At 52.5% G+C, this 17,069-nt stretch carries 13 protein-coding genes; 10 read left to right on the top strand and 3 right to left on the bottom strand.

The window, feature by feature from the left end; genetic code table 11:
* Positions 1-75 precede the first annotated feature (75 nt).
* Positions 76-756, top strand: coding sequence for an SOS response-associated peptidase (locus tag L6H70_RS14010; RefSeq protein WP_236334011.1), 681 nt, complete (start codon positions 76-78; stop codon positions 754-756).
* Positions 757-849: 93 nt separating this feature from the next.
* Here L6H70_RS14010 and L6H70_RS14005 read toward each other — a convergent pair whose 3' ends face one another.
* A complete protein-coding gene (locus L6H70_RS14005; protein WP_236334009.1) occupies positions 850-1,704 on the bottom strand; it encodes an AraC family transcriptional regulator in 855 nt (284 codons plus the stop codon).
* A 454-nt stretch (positions 1,705-2,158) separates the two neighbouring features.
* On the opposite strand from L6H70_RS14005, the gene L6H70_RS14000 reads away from it, so the two are divergent.
* The 3 genes from L6H70_RS14000 to L6H70_RS13990 all read left to right on the top strand — a co-directional run bounded on the left by L6H70_RS14000 (position 2,159) and on the right by L6H70_RS13990 (position 5,786).
* The gene (locus tag L6H70_RS14000) at positions 2,159-3,790 is read left to right on the top strand and encodes a type 2 periplasmic-binding domain-containing protein (protein WP_236334007.1); all 1,632 of its coding nucleotides are present in this window, start codon (positions 2,159-2,161) and stop codon (positions 3,788-3,790) included.
* A gap of 205 nt (positions 3,791-3,995) precedes the next feature.
* Positions 3,996-4,853 (top strand): ABC transporter permease, encoded by an 858-nt coding sequence (locus L6H70_RS13995; protein ID WP_236334064.1) that lies wholly within the window; start codon positions 3,996-3,998, stop codon positions 4,851-4,853.
* A gap of 30 nt (positions 4,854-4,883) precedes the next feature.
* Positions 4,884-5,786: a carbohydrate ABC transporter permease gene (locus L6H70_RS13990; RefSeq protein ID WP_236334005.1), complete on the top strand. Its 903-nt coding sequence runs from the start codon at positions 4,884-4,886 to the stop codon at positions 5,784-5,786.
* 120 nt (positions 5,787-5,906) lie between these two features.
* On the opposite strand, the gene L6H70_RS13985 is transcribed toward L6H70_RS13990, so the two are convergent.
* Entirely contained in the window at positions 5,907-6,437 is a 531-nt protein-coding gene (locus tag L6H70_RS13985; protein WP_236334003.1) for a hypothetical protein, read from the bottom strand.
* Positions 6,438-6,648: 211 nt separating this feature from the next.
* Here L6H70_RS13985 and L6H70_RS13980 point away from each other — a divergent pair, with 211 nt between their 5' ends.
* Both L6H70_RS13980 and L6H70_RS13975 read left to right on the top strand, forming a co-directional pair.
* Positions 6,649-9,426 carry a YhgE/Pip domain-containing protein gene (locus L6H70_RS13980; protein ID WP_236334001.1) on the top strand — a complete coding sequence of 926 codons (2,778 nt, stop codon included), beginning with the start codon at positions 6,649-6,651 and terminating at the stop codon, positions 9,424-9,426.
* Between the two features lie 40 nt (positions 9,427-9,466).
* Positions 9,467-9,724: a hypothetical protein gene (locus L6H70_RS13975; protein ID WP_236333999.1), complete on the top strand. Its 258-nt coding sequence runs from the start codon at positions 9,467-9,469 to the stop codon at positions 9,722-9,724.
* A 232-nt stretch (positions 9,725-9,956) separates the two neighbouring features.
* Here L6H70_RS13975 and L6H70_RS13970 read toward each other — a convergent pair whose 3' ends face one another.
* Positions 9,957-10,931 carry an aldo/keto reductase family protein gene (locus L6H70_RS13970; RefSeq protein WP_236333997.1) on the bottom strand — a complete coding sequence of 325 codons (975 nt, stop codon included), beginning with the start codon at positions 10,929-10,931 and terminating at the stop codon, positions 9,957-9,959.
* 180 nt (positions 10,932-11,111) lie between these two features.
* Between L6H70_RS13970 and L6H70_RS13965 the strand changes: the two genes are divergently transcribed.
* The 4 genes from L6H70_RS13965 (at position 11,112) to L6H70_RS13950 (ending at position 17,004) form a co-directional block, all read left to right on the top strand.
* Positions 11,112-11,780, top strand: a complete 669-nt coding sequence (locus L6H70_RS13965; protein WP_423802820.1) for an SGNH/GDSL hydrolase family protein — start codon at positions 11,112-11,114, stop codon at positions 11,778-11,780.
* 208 nt (positions 11,781-11,988) lie between these two features.
* Positions 11,989-13,824 (top strand): cache domain-containing sensor histidine kinase, encoded by a 1,836-nt coding sequence (locus L6H70_RS13960; RefSeq protein ID WP_236333993.1) that lies wholly within the window; start codon positions 11,989-11,991, stop codon positions 13,822-13,824.
* Positions 13,805-15,433 carry a response regulator gene (locus tag L6H70_RS13955; protein WP_236333991.1) on the top strand — a complete coding sequence of 543 codons (1,629 nt, stop codon included), beginning with the start codon at positions 13,805-13,807 and terminating at the stop codon, positions 15,431-15,433. Before L6H70_RS13960 ends, L6H70_RS13955 begins: the two co-directional genes overlap by 20 nt.
* A gap of 191 nt (positions 15,434-15,624) precedes the next feature.
* Positions 15,625-17,004 (top strand): ABC transporter substrate-binding protein, encoded by a 1,380-nt coding sequence (locus L6H70_RS13950; RefSeq protein ID WP_236333990.1) that lies wholly within the window; start codon positions 15,625-15,627, stop codon positions 17,002-17,004.
* The last annotated feature ends 65 nt before the right edge of the window (positions 17,005-17,069 follow it).

Below are 17,069 nucleotides of genomic sequence, written 5' to 3'. Positions count from 1 at the left end.
GCTGCCGACATCGTTATTCATGAATAATTTCCCTCCCCATACAAACACTAGGTGAAAAGGGGAGGCTGATGCTTCATGTGTCAACGTTTTTCTATGGCTGCGGAGCTGCCGGAGGTTCAGGAGCATTTTCAGATCGATCGTGTGATGTACTACTATAAAAACCGCTATAACATTAGTCCCACGCAGCATACGCCAGTCGTGCTACAGCAGAACGGGGTGCGGATACTTGATGAATTCCGCTGGGGCTTCATTCCCTACTGGGGGAAAGACGCAATCAATGCGGACCTCAGGAACGTGCATCAGAATTCGAGCTACCGCAAAATGGTGGACAAGCAGCGGTGTGTGATCCCGTGCAATGGGTTTTACTATTGGAAAAAAGAAGGCAAGAAAGAATATCCGGTGCGGGTGGTCATGAAGAACGGCAGCATGTTCGGGGTGGCCGGTCTGTACGAAATTTGGCGGGATACACGCGGGGAACCGCTCCGCACTTGTACCCTGGTCATGACGGATGCCAACCCGCTCATTGGGGAATTTGAGAGCCGGATGCCGGCGATTCTATCCCGGGAGAACATGGCCCGGTGGCTCGACGAGAATACAAACGATCTGGATGCCCTCGATCCGATTCTGCGTCCCCATGTGACTGAAGAGATGCATGCGTATGCGGTGACGCCATTGATTGATAATGATGAGCATGACACCGATGAATGCATCCGGGAGATGGATCTGAAGCGGCCGCTTGTAAAACGCTTATATTGAACAGCCCAAATCATGAAGAGGTAAAAAATTAAAATGTCCCTGCTACCCTTGAAGAGGCGGCCGGGACATTTTTTGGTTGCAGCAGTTTGCTCCTTACTCATAGAACAGCAGCCGCTTGGCGTAAGCGTTGCGGAAGTCGGTGGGCGTCAGGCCGACGATTTTTTTGAATGATTTCATGAAATTATGGCAGTCCTTATAGCCAAGCTGCAGCGAGACCTCGCTGACATTCTGGTTGGTGTCGGACAGCAGGAACTTCGCCAGCTCCATCTTCTGCTGGAGAATGTACTGCTTGAGCGAGATCCCGGAGATCGTGGTGAACAGATGGGATAGATACTTCTCGTTATAGCCGAAATAAGCAGCGATCTGCGACACCTTGATATGCTCGCTGCGGCTCCATTTAATGTAGTCCACAATATCGTTATAGAGCTGCTCCTGTTTCGTTTTCTTGACCGGGTTATGTTCGCTCTGGAACACCTGGTTGTACAGCTCGCACAGAATGACTGTCGCCATATAATTGTTCAGTGTTTTCTGGTTATAGCCCCTGACCGAATCCTGCAGCTGCTTCATCATGACAATGATCTTCTCCAGGCTTTTCAGGCTTCCATATTGCGGCAGCAGCAGCTTGTTGTCTTCCCTGTTCTGCGTGTGGCCATTGATATCGGTAATTTTGATTCCGTCCGGGGATTTGAAATGGAGCCAGTAAAAACTGCAATTCGAAGATTGATATCCATATTGCTTGGTGTAGGGAGGGAGCAGCAGATACTCGCCCTTGGAGACGGTAAAATGCGTTTTGTCACCCGCCAGGTAAAGCACGCCTTCGGTCATGACGATCAGCTCATAATCCTGCAGAATCCGGCTCAAGTGAATCCAATCGGAAGACGGGGCTACGAATTTGCCTGTGATCTCCAAATCGACCGGCGTATCAACGATCAGCTCAAAAGCAATCATACGCATGTCCCCTTTTTTCTGACTTTAATACACTTCTGGCTACTCCTATTATTAAGGAAAAAACATTTGAAGTAAAGCGCTTACGATAGAAAAAAGTTTAGATCACTGCTAACCTTTTTACACATATTCGAACATTAGGCTATTTGCTCAAATTTAATTTAAGTATAAGCTGTAGATAGAAAAGGTACTTCAAATTTTTCCTAAAGAGGGAGGCGGAGGACAAAAGAGCGGGGTCGAAATACTTGTTACTGTGCCGGCAGACGGATATTTTTTTAAGAATTAATTGTAAGCGGATACATTTAAGGATCCTGCGGTTATTTAGGCATTTCAATAGTGAAAGCTTTATGAAAAGATTCGGAAATTTTCAAAGTTTATTTGCTTATTTTAGAAAATCATGAAGGTTATCATTATTTACCATAGACACAGGCGCGTATAGAAAAAGGGAGGAAAAACATTGAAAAAATTTCTGGTGGGTCTGTTCGTACTCGTATTCAGCGCAGCAACAATATCAGGATGTTCGGGAGGCAACAATAATACTGAGACAAATGCAGGGACTGCTGACAGCGGAAATACAGGCAAAAAGGTTAAGCTCACGGCCATTATGACCAAGCATCCGCTCACTCAGGAATTTGCCAAAATGAAATGGCTGCAGGAAGCGGAAGAACGCGCCGGTGTGGAGATCGAATGGCAGGAGGTCACGGCAGACTGGGATCAGAAGAAAGGCACGCTGCTGGCCAGCGGCGATATCCCGGATCTCATCGTAGGGGTTAATTCCATTACCGATGCCGACTTCTCGCAGTTCCCGGGACTGTTCCAGGATATGACCGAGCTGATCAAGGAATACGGCCCTAACGTGCAGGCCATGTTCGATGCCAAGCCGGAAACCAAGGTGATCGCCACCCAGCTGGACGGCAAAATCTACGGTCTGCCGAAATATCAGCGCTTCTGGCCGGAAACGACCACTAGACAATTCATCAACCAGCAGTGGCTGGATAAACTGGGACTTCAGGTGCCTACCACCTGGGATGAGCTTTATGACGTGTTGAAAGCGTTTAAAGACCAGGATGCCAACGGAAACGGTGATCCGAACGATGAGATCCCGATGGATTTTGCACCGACTGGAACCGTAGCCTTTGGAGCTTTCATGCCGACAGTACTGCTGGGCAGTGAAGGTATTACACTTACCGACAACAGCGGGCTCGGCTATTTCGTTGAGGACGGCCAAGTGAAGAACTTCTTTACGGATGAACGTTATAAGAAGCTGGTAGAGTTCCTGAACAAAGCTTACAGCGCCGGCCTGATCAACCCGGAAGTGTTCACCCAGGATTACACCAAATTTCAATCGGTTGCCCGCGGCAACGGCGAGACTGCAGCAGTCGGCTTCACCTGGGGCTGGGAGGTTACGGACCGCGTAGGTAACGCCCTGGCTCCGCAGTATACGTCGATGGCACCGCTGAAGGTAACCGCAGATTCCAACGTGCAGAACTCCTGGAGTTACGATTATAACTCCCTGAACTACGGCGTGAATGCGGTGCAGATGTCAGCCGCCTCCAAACATAAGGAAGCTGCGATGAAATTCATCAATGAGCTGTATGATCAGGAAGTGAGCATGCAGGTGCTGTTCGGTTCCCTGGGCACTAATATTGGCGACAATGGTGATGGTTCCTACAGCATCCTGCCTCCTGCAGATCCGGCCATGGACCCGGGTACCTGGAAATGGACGTCCTCCTGGGCGGACAACGGTGCAATGTACATTGCTGACTCCCTCAAGCTGACCCTGGGAACGGATATGCAGTCGGTGGGCAAACAGACCGAGCCGCTGAAAGCAGCGCTGGATTCCATCGATAAGGATAAAGACGTACTGCCAAGCATGTTCATCAAATACAGTGCGGCGGACAACAACACCATGAGCCTTAACAATACCAGCATGATGTCCCTGGCGCTCTCCAAATGGTCGCAATGGATCACTAAGGGGGGGATTGATTCCGAGTGGGATGAGTATGTGAAGAACATCGAAAAAACCGGCGTTTCCAAAAATATTGAGATCATTCAGAAATACTACGACGACTATAAGAAAAATCAATAAGAGCGGCAATAAGCGAAATCCATAAGAGAAACTGAGTCCGGGGGAAGCGGTGCTGCCAAGCAGAGGGCGCGCTTGCTCCGGCTCCTTAATAGGAGTGATGATTCCAGTGATTTCAAAGAATCTGCATGAGAGCCCGGTTCAGCTTAGAGCCCACAAGAAGCCTACTGTCATCAATACCTTCCGGCGGGATGTTCAGCTGTGGATTATGATTTTTCCGGCCATTGTCGTCATCTTTATCTTTAACTATATCCCGATGTACGGCATCCAGCTGGCCTTCCGCGACTATGATTTCAGCAAAGGGCTGACCGGCGGCGCCTGGCGGGGGCTGTTTTATTTCCGGCAGTTTTTTGAGAGCTATCAGTTTATGGATTTGATGAAGAATACGATTGCCATCAGTCTGGCTACGGTGATTTTAAGCTTTCCGGCTCCGATTATCCTGGCGCTCCTGATTAACCAGGTCCGCTGGAAACGGGCGAAGAAGACGCTGCAGACAACGGTCTATCTGCCCCATTTCATCTCCATCGTCGTTATGGTCGGACTGCTCAATGTACTCCTGTCTCCCAATTCGGGTGTGATCGGGCATCTCCTGACATCGGTTGGCCTCGGTGATGTCAATCTGCTGGGCTCAACCAAAACCTTCGTGCCGGTCTATGTGTTGTCCGAGATCTGGCAGCATTGCGGCTGGAACAGTATTATCTATCTGGCTGCGCTGTCCACGGTGGACCCGCAACTCTATGATTCCTCCAAAATCGACGGGGCCAGCCGCTGGCAAACGATTAAGCATGTCGACATTCCGGCGCTGATCCCGACAATCATCATCCTTTTCGTGCTCAGTATGGGGAGTGTGCTTAGTACAGGGTTTGAAAAAGTATTCCTGATGCAGAATGCCCTCAACCTGCCGGTATCGGAGGTTATTGCTACTTACGTCTACAAGATCGGGATTATCAGCAATCAGTTCAGCTATTCTGCAGCGATCGGGCTGTTTAATACGGTGATCAACTTTATTTTCCTGTATGCGATGAATATGATTGCCCGCAAATCATCCGATATCAGCCTGTGGTAAGGGAGAAATTCCGGAAGGAGTGGAGGAACCATGCAGCTCATTCATAAAAAAGACAAGAATATAACTGACATCCTCTTTGACGGGGCAGTCTACCTTTTATGCCTGCTGATCTTTTTAAGCATCGTCTACCCGCTGTATTTTGTCATCATTGCCTCGATAAGTGACTCCACGCTCGTATCGACCGGCCAGGTGACGATTTTTCCGAAAAATATCAGCTTCTTCGGTTATAACGAAATCTTCAAGGATTCGCGGATCTGGACCGGCTACGGCAATACAGTTCTGTATACGGTGCTCGGCACGGCCGTCAATCTGCTGTTCACTCTGCCTGCAGCTTATGTGCTGTCACGGCAGGAATTCCGGGCCCGGCGCTTTCTGATGCTGACTTTTGTGATCACACTGTTCTTCAATGGCGGGCTAATTCCGACGTATCTGCTGATGAAGGATCTCCATATGACCAACACCATGTGGGTGTTTATATTCCCGTTCTGTGTCAATGTCTACAATCTGATTATCGCACGGTCATTCTTTGAGAGCTCGCTGCCAAAAGAGTTGTTCGAAGCGGCATCGATGGACGGGTGCAGCCACTTCAAGTTCTTCATGAAAGTCGCTCTGCCGCTATCCAAAGCGGTGGTCTCCGTAATCGGCCTGTATTATCTGGTGGCCCACTGGAATGACTTCTTCACCGGACTGATCTATATCCGCAGCAATGACCTGCAGCCGCTGCAGATCGTGCTCCGGGATATTTTGCTCTCCAACCAGGTGTTCTCGCAGGGTGCGGGAGCAGGCGGGTCGGCAGGCGGTTATGCCCAGCAATATGCGGATCAGGTGAAGTACGGAGTGATCATTGTCTCTACCTTGCCGATTCTGCTTGTGTATCCGTTCATCCAGAAATATTTTGACAAAGGGGTCATGATTGGTTCGGTTAAGGGGTAAAGGGGGCTTACTTCATAAACCTTAGGTTCAGACTTTTCTAAAAAAATAGTCAGGGGCTATCGCGTAAGTAGATTACTCTACTACGCGATAGCCCCTGTTCGCTGATTAGCAAGGTTAAATTTACGGAGTATATTGCTGCACAATTGAAGTGATTTCGCCGTTCTCAATCGTCAGGTGGTAAGGCGACTGGCTGAGATCGAATACACCGGTTTTGGCGAACTCTGCAGCGAACTTCTGTAAGCTAATGCTTTCGTTCCAGTTGATGTCGAGATCCTCAATTTTGCCGGTGTGGTCGTAGATTTGCATGGTCACTGCGGCGTTGTCCGCTACCTGATAAGTAGTCAGCTGATTGCTGTCATTCACGATATAGTAATCATCCAGCGCCCCGCCGATTTCTGCAGCGGCTTCCGGCTCCCGCTCGGCAAAGACGCGGTCGGCATCGGCACCTTCATACCATTCAATAGGATCGGCTGTTAGCGTTAGCTTGCCGTCAGCAGCCGGCTGAAGCGCATGAATGTACACGGTAAGGTGTTCGATCTTTGCACCGCCCTGTGCTTCTGCACGCGTTCCTGCTGTGCTTGCCGTAGTGACGAGGGAAAGGAACAGCAGAACCAGCACAGGCAGTAAATACATGGATTTTTTAGTAAACATCTTTCGTTTTCCCCCTTGGCATGATTTGACACGGAAATTCGCCGATACTCTTTCTTACCCTCCGTCATATTTCTCAAACGGGGGATGTACCCTTATTAACGTTGATTTGCCGGAAATGTTGCAAAAAGTTTTGCGTTTAGGCCGGTTTGTAAAAAGAAATCTTCCAGGGCATATTAAAATATCCAAATAACAGCTCTGAGGTGACTGGCAGATGGCAAACCTATGGCGGATTTATATGAACGACTGGCGAAATCTATTCAAGGTTCCTGTAGCGGTGCTGCTGATTATTGCCCTTATCCTGCTGCCTTCTGTCTACGATTGGGTGAATGTTGCTGCAGTCTGGAACCCTTACAGCAATACCTCCGGCATCCGGATTGCCGTATCCAGTCTGGATGAAGGAGCGGAGGTTCAGGGCAAGAGCCTCAATATCGGCGAAGAAGTGCTGGCCAGCCTGCGGAACAATCATTCGCTGGGCTGGACTTTTACGGATTCCGCAGCAGCAGTGGCCGGTGTCGAGCGCGGGGATTATTATGCAAGTATTGTCATCCCTGCCAACTTTTCGGGGCGGATGGCGGGAATACTGGAAGGGAAGCTGGTCAAGCCGGAAGTGGAGTATACCGTCAATGAGAAAATAAACGCAATCGCTCCCAAAATTACCGATAAAGGCGCATCGGCGGTCACATCGCAGATCAGTGAGAAATTCACGGAGACGATCAGCAGTACAGTGCTCACCGCCTTGAGCGCGATCGATCAGGAATTCCAGTCTGAGCTGCCGGTTATCCGCAGGGTGGAGCAGGGTTTGTTCAAGCTGGAGGCCAGCCTGCCGGAGATAGAAAAGGCGGGCAAGCTGGTGTTGAAGCTGCAGCAGCATTGGCCGGAAATCGCTTCGTCTGCTGAGCGGATTGCCTCCCTTCAGGACAAGCTGCCGGCTGTAGAACAGGCTGGTGCGGCGGCGGAGATGCTCGACGCCCATTGGGGGCAGATCAGTGAAGCCGCCACCCGCCTGCAGAACTTGGAGAGCAAGCTGCCGGAGCTGGAGCGCGCCGCCCGGCTTGTCACGGAGCTGGACAGTCATTTCGGCCAGGTGGAGGATGTGCTGGACCGGGCTTCCGTAAGACTGGCTGAAGCCGGTTCGGTGGTAAAGGCGGCGGCGGATGCACTGCCGCAGGCGGACCGGCTGGCTGCCGCAGGAAGCAGCTTCGGCCAGGAACTGGAGCAGTTCCTGGAGCGCAGCAGCATAGCCTTTGCGGCCGTCCCGGAAGCCGTGCAGCAGAATCTCTATCTGCTGCAGCAGACCGGGGACGCCGCAGCACAGCTTGCGGCGCAGCTGGAGGCCGGCACGGAGCAGCAAGGCGCAAGCCAGCTGCAGTCCGGCACAGGGCAGCAACGTATAAGCCAGCTGGATGCCGGCACGGGGCAGCAAAACGTAAGCCAGCTACAGGCCGGCACGAGGCAGCAAAGCGCAAGCCAGTTACAGCTGGCGTCAGCACGGCTGGCTGCCGGCCGCGATGCGCTTGCGCACACCGCTGCGCTGCTCGGCGCCGTGAATATGCTGGCGCCCGGGACCGTGGGCGCCAGTGATCTCAGCGCGCTGGATGAAGCCCGCGCGCAGTTTGCCGCCGCCGCTTCGCAGGCCGGCGGGTTAGCGGCCGCGCTGCAAGGCGGCGCCCGGCCGGATAGCGCCGGGCTGTCGCAGTTCAGCCTTGCCGCCGGGCAGGGCAAGAGCATGGCGGGCGGGCTGATCACGCGCTTCAGCGCGGAGACATTGCCCGCCGTGACGGACAAGCTGCAGCGGCTGACTACAGCTGCCAGCACTGCCGCCACTGCGCTGCAGCAGGCTCCGCAGCGCCTTGCCGCGCTGGACACGATGCTGGCTGAAGCGGGGCATATCATCCAGTCGGGGCAAAACGGCCTTGCTGCGCTCCGGCAGAACCTGCCGGCCATCCGCCAAGAGGTGCATGCGGCGGCAACTGGGATCACGGACAATATGGAGACGTTCAGTACCTTCGTTACCGATGTGCTGCCGCGGATCCAGAGCGGGCTTCCTGCCGCAGGAACTGCGGTGCATGAGGCAGCCGAATTTGCCCGCAACGATCTGCCGGCGGCGGAGGAGAAGTTCCGCACGGCTGCGGATCTGATCAGCACGGGCCTGCCGCGTGCCGGAGAGGGAGTCGAACGAGCAGCAGCGCTGGTGCGTGAGGATCTCCCCACGCTGGAGGCAGCGGTCCGTAAAGCGGCGGATACCCTGCGTCAGATCAAGGAGGAAGTGAATCTGGAGGAAATCGGGCAGCTGCTTGGCGGGGACATTAAGAGCAAAAGTGATTTTTTGGCCAATCCGGTTGTACTCACGGAAAATAAACTGTATCCGATTCCGAACTACGGCTCGGCGATGACACCTTTTTATGTTGTGCTTTCTCTCTGGGTGGGAGGAACACTGCTGATTTCGCTGCTGCGTACCGGAGTGGATGCCGGGGGAAAGCAATACCGGGGCTATCAGCTGTATTTCGGCCGTCTGTTGACCTTTCTGACTGTAGGCGTTCTACAGGCGCTGGTGGCGGTTCTGGGGAATATCTTTATCCTGAAATGTTATGTGGCGGATAAAGTGTGGTTCGTTCTCTTCGCGGTGCTGATCAGCATCGTATTCGTGACTATCGTATTCACGCTGGTGTCTGTATTCGGCAACATCGGCAAGGGAATTGCCATTGTTTTTATGGTGCTGCAATTCTCCAGCTCCGGGGGGACGTTCCCGGTCAGCACGACCGGGCACTTCTTTCAGGCGCTGAATCCGTTCATGCCGTTCACCTATGCCATCAGTCTGCTGCGGGAGGCGGTGGGCGGCATCGTGCCAGAGGTGGCAATCCGCGATGCGCTGCTGCTGATCCTCTTTGGCCTGCTAGCCCTGCTGCTGGCGCTTACCCTGCAGAAGCCGCTGGCACCGTTTATCCGCAAATCCGCGGAGCAGGCCGAGAAGTCGAAGCTGATTTCGTGAGGGAGAATAGTAGGCGCAAGAATCAAAGGTAAAAATCCCCTTGATTTCGCTGAAACGGCTGCAGGCGCAAGAATCAAAGGTAAAAATCCCTTTGATTTCGCCGAAACGACTGCAGGTGCAAGAATCAAAGGTAAAAATCCCTTTGATTTCGCCGAAACGGCCGTTGGTGCAAGAATCAAAGGTAAAAATCCCTTTGATTTCGTCGAAACGGCCGTTGGCGCAAGAATCAAAGGTAAAAATCCCATTGATTTCGCCGAAATGGCCGTTGGTGCAAGAATCAAAGGTAAAAATCCCTTGATTTCGCCGGAACGGCCGTTGGCGCAAGAATCAAAGGTAAAAATCCCTTTGATTCCACCGACACCCGCCTCCCGTACAACCGGCGGGTGAACCCGGCTGCAAATGAACCTACATAAAACAGGGAGTCCCGAATGACCCGGGACTCCCTGTTTTATTGCCAATATGTGCAGGCAAAAAATCCTGCTTATCCGGTAGCCTCACAAGCGAGAGAGTTCCTTACTTCCACCGTCCGTTTATCTCGCCGGAGCAAAGTCTGCCACCTGTGCGAGGAGGCTGTCAATGGTCTCCAGCGTTTCCGGCTGGAGCACGATTTCCACCGCCCGGGCATTTTCTTCGACCTGACCGGGCTTGCTCGCCCCGATCAGCGCTGAGCTGACACCGGGCTGGCGGAGGATCCAGGCCAGGGCCAGCTGCGACAGCTTCACGCCGAGGCCTTCTGCGACTTCATCCAGCTGCGCGACGACGCCCAGCACATCGTCGCGCAGGTAGCTGCGGATGACGCCGTTGACCGAGTCGTCTGCACCGCGGGTGCCTGCCGGAGCCTGCTGGCCCGGCTTGTATTTGCCGGTCAGGATGCCCTGCGCCAGCGGCGAGAAGACCACCTGTCCAAGTCCGGCCTGCTTGGATACTTCGAGCACTTCCTGTTCGATGTAGCGCTCGAACATGTTATAGATTGGCTGATTCGCTGCCAGCGGACGCAGATTCAGCCTGCTGCTGATGCCGCTGGCGCTAACGATCTGCGCTGCGGTCCACTCGCTGACAGCCGAGTAGAGAATTTTCCCCTGAGACGTAAGGTCATCCAGTGCGCGCAGCGTTTCTTCCAGCGGAGTCTCATGATCAAAGCGGTGGCAGAAATAGATGTCGATGTAATCGGTGCCGAGACGCCGCAGACTGGCTTCGCATTGCTCCATGATGTGCTTGCGTGACAGGCCGCGGTCATTCACACCGTCCCCCATAGGGAAGAACACTTTGGTGCTCAGCACGTAATCCGAGCGCTTATAAGGACGGAGCGCGGCTCCGATCGCTTTTTCTCCTTCTCCGCGGTTGTATGCGTTGGCAGTGTCAAAGAAATTGATACCGCATTCAAAAGCTTTGGCCACACATGCGTCGGCTGCCTGCTGCTCTGCCGCCGTTCCATAAGTCAGCCAGCTGCCCAGGCCGATCTCGCTGACCTTCAGGCCTGTATTACCAAGTCGTCTATACTTCACTTAGCTTCATTCCCTTCTTTTTCGTATGATTGGTGTTTCGAAACATTCAAGTTAATACTATCATAACTTCATAGTTTATCGGGAGGCAGACTTGATATAATAGGGGGAATTCATGGTGACAATCCGGGAATGTGTGCAAATGGTGAAAGTTACCAAATTATAGTTAAAGGGTGAGCAATGATGTCTATTTCATGGTCCAAACCGAACAAAATTATTCTGTTTCAAGGAGATTCGATTACCGACGGCAACCGCGGGCGTGATGAGGACCCGAACCATATTCATGGACACGGCTACGCTTATCTTATCGCGTCCAAGCTGGGCAGTGAGCTGGCAGAGACGAAGCCGGTATTCTACAACCGCGGAATCAGCGGAGACCGGATCTCAGATCTTTATGCGCGCTGGAACGAGGATGCCATCTATCTGCAGCCGGATGTGCTCAGCATTCTGATCGGGGTCAATGATATCTGGAGAGCTCTGAAGGGGGAGCCGGGCGGAATCACAGACCGTTATGAACGCGCTTACCGCCATGTGCTGGAGGAAACGCGTGAGGTGCTGCCGCAGACGAAGCTCGTGCTGATGGAACCGTTCATTCTGAATACAGGCGCACCAGCGGAGGACTGGCCGGAGTGGCAGGAACGGATAACCCGTTACCAGCAGGTTGTGCGTAAGCTGGCAGAGGCGTTTGATGCGGTGTTTGTTCCGCTGCAGGAAGTGTTTGAGGCTGCTGCACAGCGGGCGGATAACGCTTACTGGCTGTGGGACGGTGTACATCCGACAACAGCCGGACATGATCTGATTGCTAAGCAGTGGCTGAGTGTGGTAGAGAAAAGCGGTATACTGAACGATTAAGGCACTAGTGGCAATGGATGCAGCAGCCTTCCTGTAACGGAGGGCTGCTTGTTTTAGTTTCAACAGTTTATTTTCATACAGCTGGCTAAGCTATGCTGTTGACACCGGCCCGGAATCAGTCGTATGGTACAGGAAGTACAGCCTGGTTATCTGACGGGCATATGAAGCAGCCGGTTCTTTTCAGCTGCAGCTAGGAGGGAAGGCATCGATGAGTACCCTGAAACAATGGGGAAGTCTGAACTGGGGAAAGCTTAGCGACGTCTTTTACCGGGTGTCTATCAAACAGCGGGTGCTGCTGTCTTTTATATTGTTGATAACGCTGTCAATTAGTTCGATGGGTATCCTGACGTATCGAATTGCCGGTAAGGAGATCCAAAATAATGCTTTTGCGGCCAGCAGGGAAACGGTGGACAAGACGATGCAGCTGCTGGATTACCGGCTGAATGATGTGGCCATATCCGTTCAGTCGCTAATGCTGAGTGATGCTTACAGGCAGATGATGCTGGATGTGCAGGCTCATGATGTGACCAATTACTATGTACGCTTATCAGAGCTGCAATATGTTCTTTCCCAGACCACCTTTAATGAGCCGATAATTGAGAATGTTCTCATAGCTACGCCGATCGGTGATTTTTATTCAACGACTCAGGTCCGGGTCCAGGATCATTCCTTTTACGGCTCGGAGCTGTATGACAATAGTAAAAGGAACCCTGGCGGATACTGGGCAAAAGGCCATTACGACCGGCTGTTCACAGGCAATCAGCGGGTTGTATCTTTTGTGGTGCGGGGGATCTATGATTATACACCCATTACGAATGTGTTCATTGTTGTCAACATCCGGGAGAACAGGCTCGCCTCGCTGCTGGGTCAGAACAATTCCCGGAATGAGCGGCAATACCTGCTTCTGGATAAGGAGGGGGAGGAGGTTGTGCAGAGCAGCTGGAATCCGCAGCAGGACCCGATGAAGGATCCGAAGTTTCTGCAGGACAGCTCAAAGGGAAGTGAAGGCAATTTCTTTTACACCTCTGATGGCGAGGAATATTTAATTAATTACAAGCAGTCAGCCGTGGCGCCGAACTGGACGCTGGCCGGAGTGCAGTCCAAGGATCAGCTGCTGGGGCAGCTCAAAGGAATTCAGCGGACGATTATCCTCGTAATCCTGATATTTCTGCTGACTACCTGGTTTTTCTCGAATAAGCTTACGGCCGCGCTCCTTAGGCCCTTGTTTAAACTGAGCAGGCTGATGCGCAGGGTGGAGGAGAACCAGCTCAGTGTTTCGTTTGAGAGTAAATACCAGGATGAGATTGCCCAGGTGGGCTTTCAGTTTAACCGGATGATGTCGGAGATCAAAACCCTAATCGTGGATGTGCGCAAGAATGAAGAGGGGAAACGCCAGGCAGAGATCCGGGCGCTGACCGCGCAGATGGAGCCCCATTTTCTATATAACACGCTTAATACGATTTACTGCAAATCGGTTATGGGTGAAAACGATGATGTCAATGAGATGATTCTGTCCTTGTCGCAGATGTTCCAGCTGGGGCTCAGCGGCGGCAAGGATCTGATTCCGCTGGAGGATGAGCTATCGCATGTGCAGCAGTACTGTGCTATCCAGCAAAAATGCTACGAGGATCTGTTCGAGTATCAGGTGCTCATTGAAGAGGAGGAACTGCTGTCTGTTCCCATTCCGAAAATACTGCTGCAGCCGATTGTCGAGAACAGCATTCAACACGGGTTTGCCGACCGCCGGAGAGGTGGTGTGATCCGTGTGCGGATACTATTGGAGGATTCCTTGCTGCATATTGTCGTGGAGGACAACGGCAGGGGAATGGATGCTGCCAAGGTAGAGCAGGGGATGCTCAGGAAGGAGCTTTCCAAAAAAGGCTACGCTCTGGTCAATATCAGGCATAGGCTTCAGCTCTATTACGGCACCAACGCCCGGATGGAATTGTCCGGTGAGGCGGGTACAGGTTCCCGCACCGATCTATGGATACCGCTCAGTCCGCTTGGGGGAGAGGAAGAGAATTATGGAATATCCGCAGGTTAAGACAATAAAACTATGCATTATCGATGATATCAAAAGTGTGGTTGAGATGATTGCCCGCAAGCCGGATTGGCAGGATCACGGCATCGAGGTGGCCGGCACGGCGCTGGACGGCGAAGAAGGATTGGAGATGATCCGCAGGGAGAAGCCGGATATCGTGCTCACTGACATCCGTATGCCGCGCATGGACGGGCTGGAGATGACCAAGGCGATTCTGGGGTTCGCCCCTGAGTGTAAAATCATTATACTTAGCGCCTACTCGGAGTTCTCTTATGCACAACAGGCGATTCGTCTCGGCGCGATGGATTTTGTGAAAAAGCCCTTTTCGCTTGATGAGATCGTGAACGTAGTCCTGAAAGCTAAAGCACTGTGTCTGCAGGAGCAGCAGGAGCAGGACAGAATCCATGCGATGGAACTCAAAATCAAGGAAAGTCTCCCGGTGCTGCGCCAGGAGTACTTAGCCTTCCTGATGCAGCATCAGATTGCGGAGCACAGCGCTAAATCGAGATGGGAGTATCTCGGCATCCCGCTTGCGCAGCACAATTTCGTGGTGTTTATTGCAGAGATTGACCATTTTGCCGAGAAGTACTTCCGCCAGCCAGTGCAGGAGATTGAGCTTATCCGGTTCAGTCTGCAGAATATACTGGAGGAGACGGTGGCAGAGTGGACACGGGGGATTATTTTCCGGGAAGCGGCGAATCGTTATGTCTGCATGATGAATACGGATGATTCCGGGGTTGCCGCACAGATTGCCGAAGCCTGCTGCGCCAACGTCAGCCGCTATTCCCGCTGTACCATTTCGGTTGGCATGGGGCTCTGTGTCGCTGGGATCGACGAGCTGGCGGATTCCTACGGGCAGGCGCTCAGCGCGCTGGCCTATCATTTTTATACAGACGGGAACGCGGTCTACAGCTATGCCAACATTGTTCATAAGCCGCAGGCTGTGAACAGCTATTCCCTCACTGCTGAACAGGACTTTCTATTTGCTCTGCGTTCCGGAAACCGGGATAAAACCGGGCTTATCCTGAACCATATTTTCGGGGAGCTGCTGCAGCTAAATCCGCTTCCCGCACCACAATATGTAGAGAACATCGGATACGAGCTGGCGTTTAAAATCTGCCGGGTGATGCTGGAGCTGTTTCCGCCTGAGAAGGTGCAGGTATTGGCGCAGCGGGTGAACCAGCTCAGGAGCCGGCCGCATCCGTCGCTGCAGGAAATCCGTTCGCTGCTGGAGGGCTTATGCGCAGAGGGCTGCCGCTGGATTGAAGAGGAGCGCTCGTTCGAATCCAACCGGATTATCCACCAGGCCAAAGCCTATATATGCGCCAATCTGCATACCAGCCTGACGCTGGAGCAGGTGGCGAAGCAAATCAACCTGAGCCAGGGCTATTTTTCCAACCTGTTCAAGAAAGTGCTGGGTATCTCCTTTCAGCAATTCGTCATGCATGAGAAGATGGAGAAGGCCAAAACGATGCTGATTGAAGGGCTGCAAGTGCAGGAAATCGCCATGGAGCTTGGCTATGAACACCGGCGGTACTTCAGCGAGGTATTCAAGAAATACACCGACATGACACCCTCAGAGTTCAAAATCTCTTATCTGGGTAGGTTATAGCATTTATATTGTTAGGATTCCCACGGGGATGAACGATCCGCTTCAGGTGCGGGGGTTCATCCCCGTTTGATATTAGTTCAGCAGAAATCTGCCCTTAATGTGGGTTTACCCGCATTATGCGGCGGAATGGCCTGATCTATAATCATGGTGTAAGGCAATCATCGCTTTGAACATATAAGGGGGTAACTGAAATGAAGAAACAACTGCTTCTTGCTTCGCTCAGCACAGTGCTGGCATTCGGTCTGGCTGCTTGCGGTAACTCTAATACCGCTGAAAATTCCGGGGAGGCCTCAGGATCGGGAAATGCGCCGGGCGAAAAGACGAAAATCAGCTATTGGACGGGTGACCGCCATGATGCAGACTTTGTGAAGGAGAAGGTTGCCGAGTTCAACAAAACGAACACCGACGGTATTGAGGTTGAACTGGTCGTGAAGGGCGATGATTTCGATACCGCGCTGGATCTGTCCTTCCAGACCGCAGATGCTCCGGACGTGATCCGCGTGAAGGAGAATACGATCGGTACTTTTTATAAAAAAGAATATCTCGCTCCGATCGACGAATATTTGTCAGATGAAATGAAAGCGAAATTTCCGGAGATGGCTAATCTGAACACCTTTGACGGCAAACGCTACAGCTTGCCAAACTACGGAACGACCATGCGCCTGGTTTACAACAAGGACCTGTTCGCTAAAGCAGGGATAACCAATCCGCCGACAACCTTGCAGGAACTGGTGGACACTGCCAAAAAGCTGACCGAAGCAGGTAAAGCGGACGGTGCCTATGGTTTCGCCCAGAACTTCAAAAACCCGCCCAGTGCACTCGGCCGTTCGGCCCGGGTCATTGCTGAGATGAGCGGCTTCGGCGGCTTTGGTTATGACTTCAAAACGGCACGCTTCGATTTCAGCGGCTTCAAGCCGATTATCGAGGCGTTCAAGCAGATCAAAGATGACGGCAGCATGCTGCCGGGTGTGGAATCGCTGGACATCGATCCGCTGCGGGCACAGTTTGCTGAAGGCAAAATCGGGATGTATCTGAGCTTCTCCTCGGAGCCCGGGGTATACAGCACCCAATTCCCGGCCAAAATCGACTGGGCCGCAGCTCCTGCCCCGACAATTGACGGCAAAGCTAAGGGGGCTTCCGGTTTCCTCGGCGGTCAATGGCTGGCCCTGAGCTCCAAGTCCAAGCACAAGGACGCTGCCTGGAAGTTCATGGAATACATGTACAGTGATTCGATACTGACGGCTTATCAGGAAAACGGCTATGGTATCTCGATGGTTCCTTCCATTAGCGCCGCAGCCAAAACTCCTGAAGTTAACGGAATCGAAGGCTTCCTGCCGAACCAGTATGACGGGGTATGGCCTGTATATCCGACAGTGGCGCCTGAGGGCATGAAATCAGATGATGCCTTCTTCAAATACATGCTGAACGGCGGGGATCTGGATGCCACTATTGCCGATCTGAACAAACGCTACAACGCGGCACTGGATGATGCGATTAAGAACGACGGATTGAAGGCGGAGCCGGATCCTGGCTTTGATCCTGCAGCGCTTGCCGGAAAATTTGCCAAATAATTCTTTCTGAAGCACTTAAAGAGAAATATAAGGAGGGGGAGTCATCCCCCATCCTTATTCATTGT

The organism is Paenibacillus auburnensis (assembly GCF_927798115.1).
GTDB lineage: Bacteria > Bacillota > Bacilli > Paenibacillales > Paenibacillaceae > Paenibacillus_AQ > Paenibacillus_AQ auburnensis.
Note: the sequence above shows the minus strand (reverse complement) of the source record. Positions and strands in the feature narration are given on the sequence as shown.

Coding starts and splice junctions, on each gene's coding strand:
- L6H70_RS14010 (WP_236334011.1), top strand. CDS start 76: ATGTGTCAACGTTTTTCTATGGCTGCGGAGCTGCCGGAGGTTCAGGAG.
- L6H70_RS14005 (WP_236334009.1), bottom strand. CDS start 1,704: ATGATTGCTTTTGAGCTGATCGTTGATACGCCGGTCGATTTGGAGATC.
- L6H70_RS13995 (WP_236334064.1), top strand. CDS start 3,996: ATGATTTTTCCGGCCATTGTCGTCATCTTTATCTTTAACTATATCCCG.
- L6H70_RS13990 (WP_236334005.1), top strand. CDS start 4,884: ATGCAGCTCATTCATAAAAAAGACAAGAATATAACTGACATCCTCTTT.
- L6H70_RS13985 (WP_236334003.1), bottom strand. CDS start 6,437: ATGTTTACTAAAAAATCCATGTATTTACTGCCTGTGCTGGTTCTGCTG.
- L6H70_RS13980 (WP_236334001.1), top strand. CDS start 6,649: ATGGCAAACCTATGGCGGATTTATATGAACGACTGGCGAAATCTATTC.
- L6H70_RS13965 (WP_423802820.1), top strand. CDS start 11,112: ATGTCTATTTCATGGTCCAAACCGAACAAAATTATTCTGTTTCAAGGA.
- L6H70_RS13960 (WP_236333993.1), top strand. CDS start 11,989: ATGAGTACCCTGAAACAATGGGGAAGTCTGAACTGGGGAAAGCTTAGC.
- L6H70_RS13955 (WP_236333991.1), top strand. CDS start 13,805: ATGGAATATCCGCAGGTTAAGACAATAAAACTATGCATTATCGATGAT.
- L6H70_RS13950 (WP_236333990.1), top strand. CDS start 15,625: ATGAAGAAACAACTGCTTCTTGCTTCGCTCAGCACAGTGCTGGCATTC.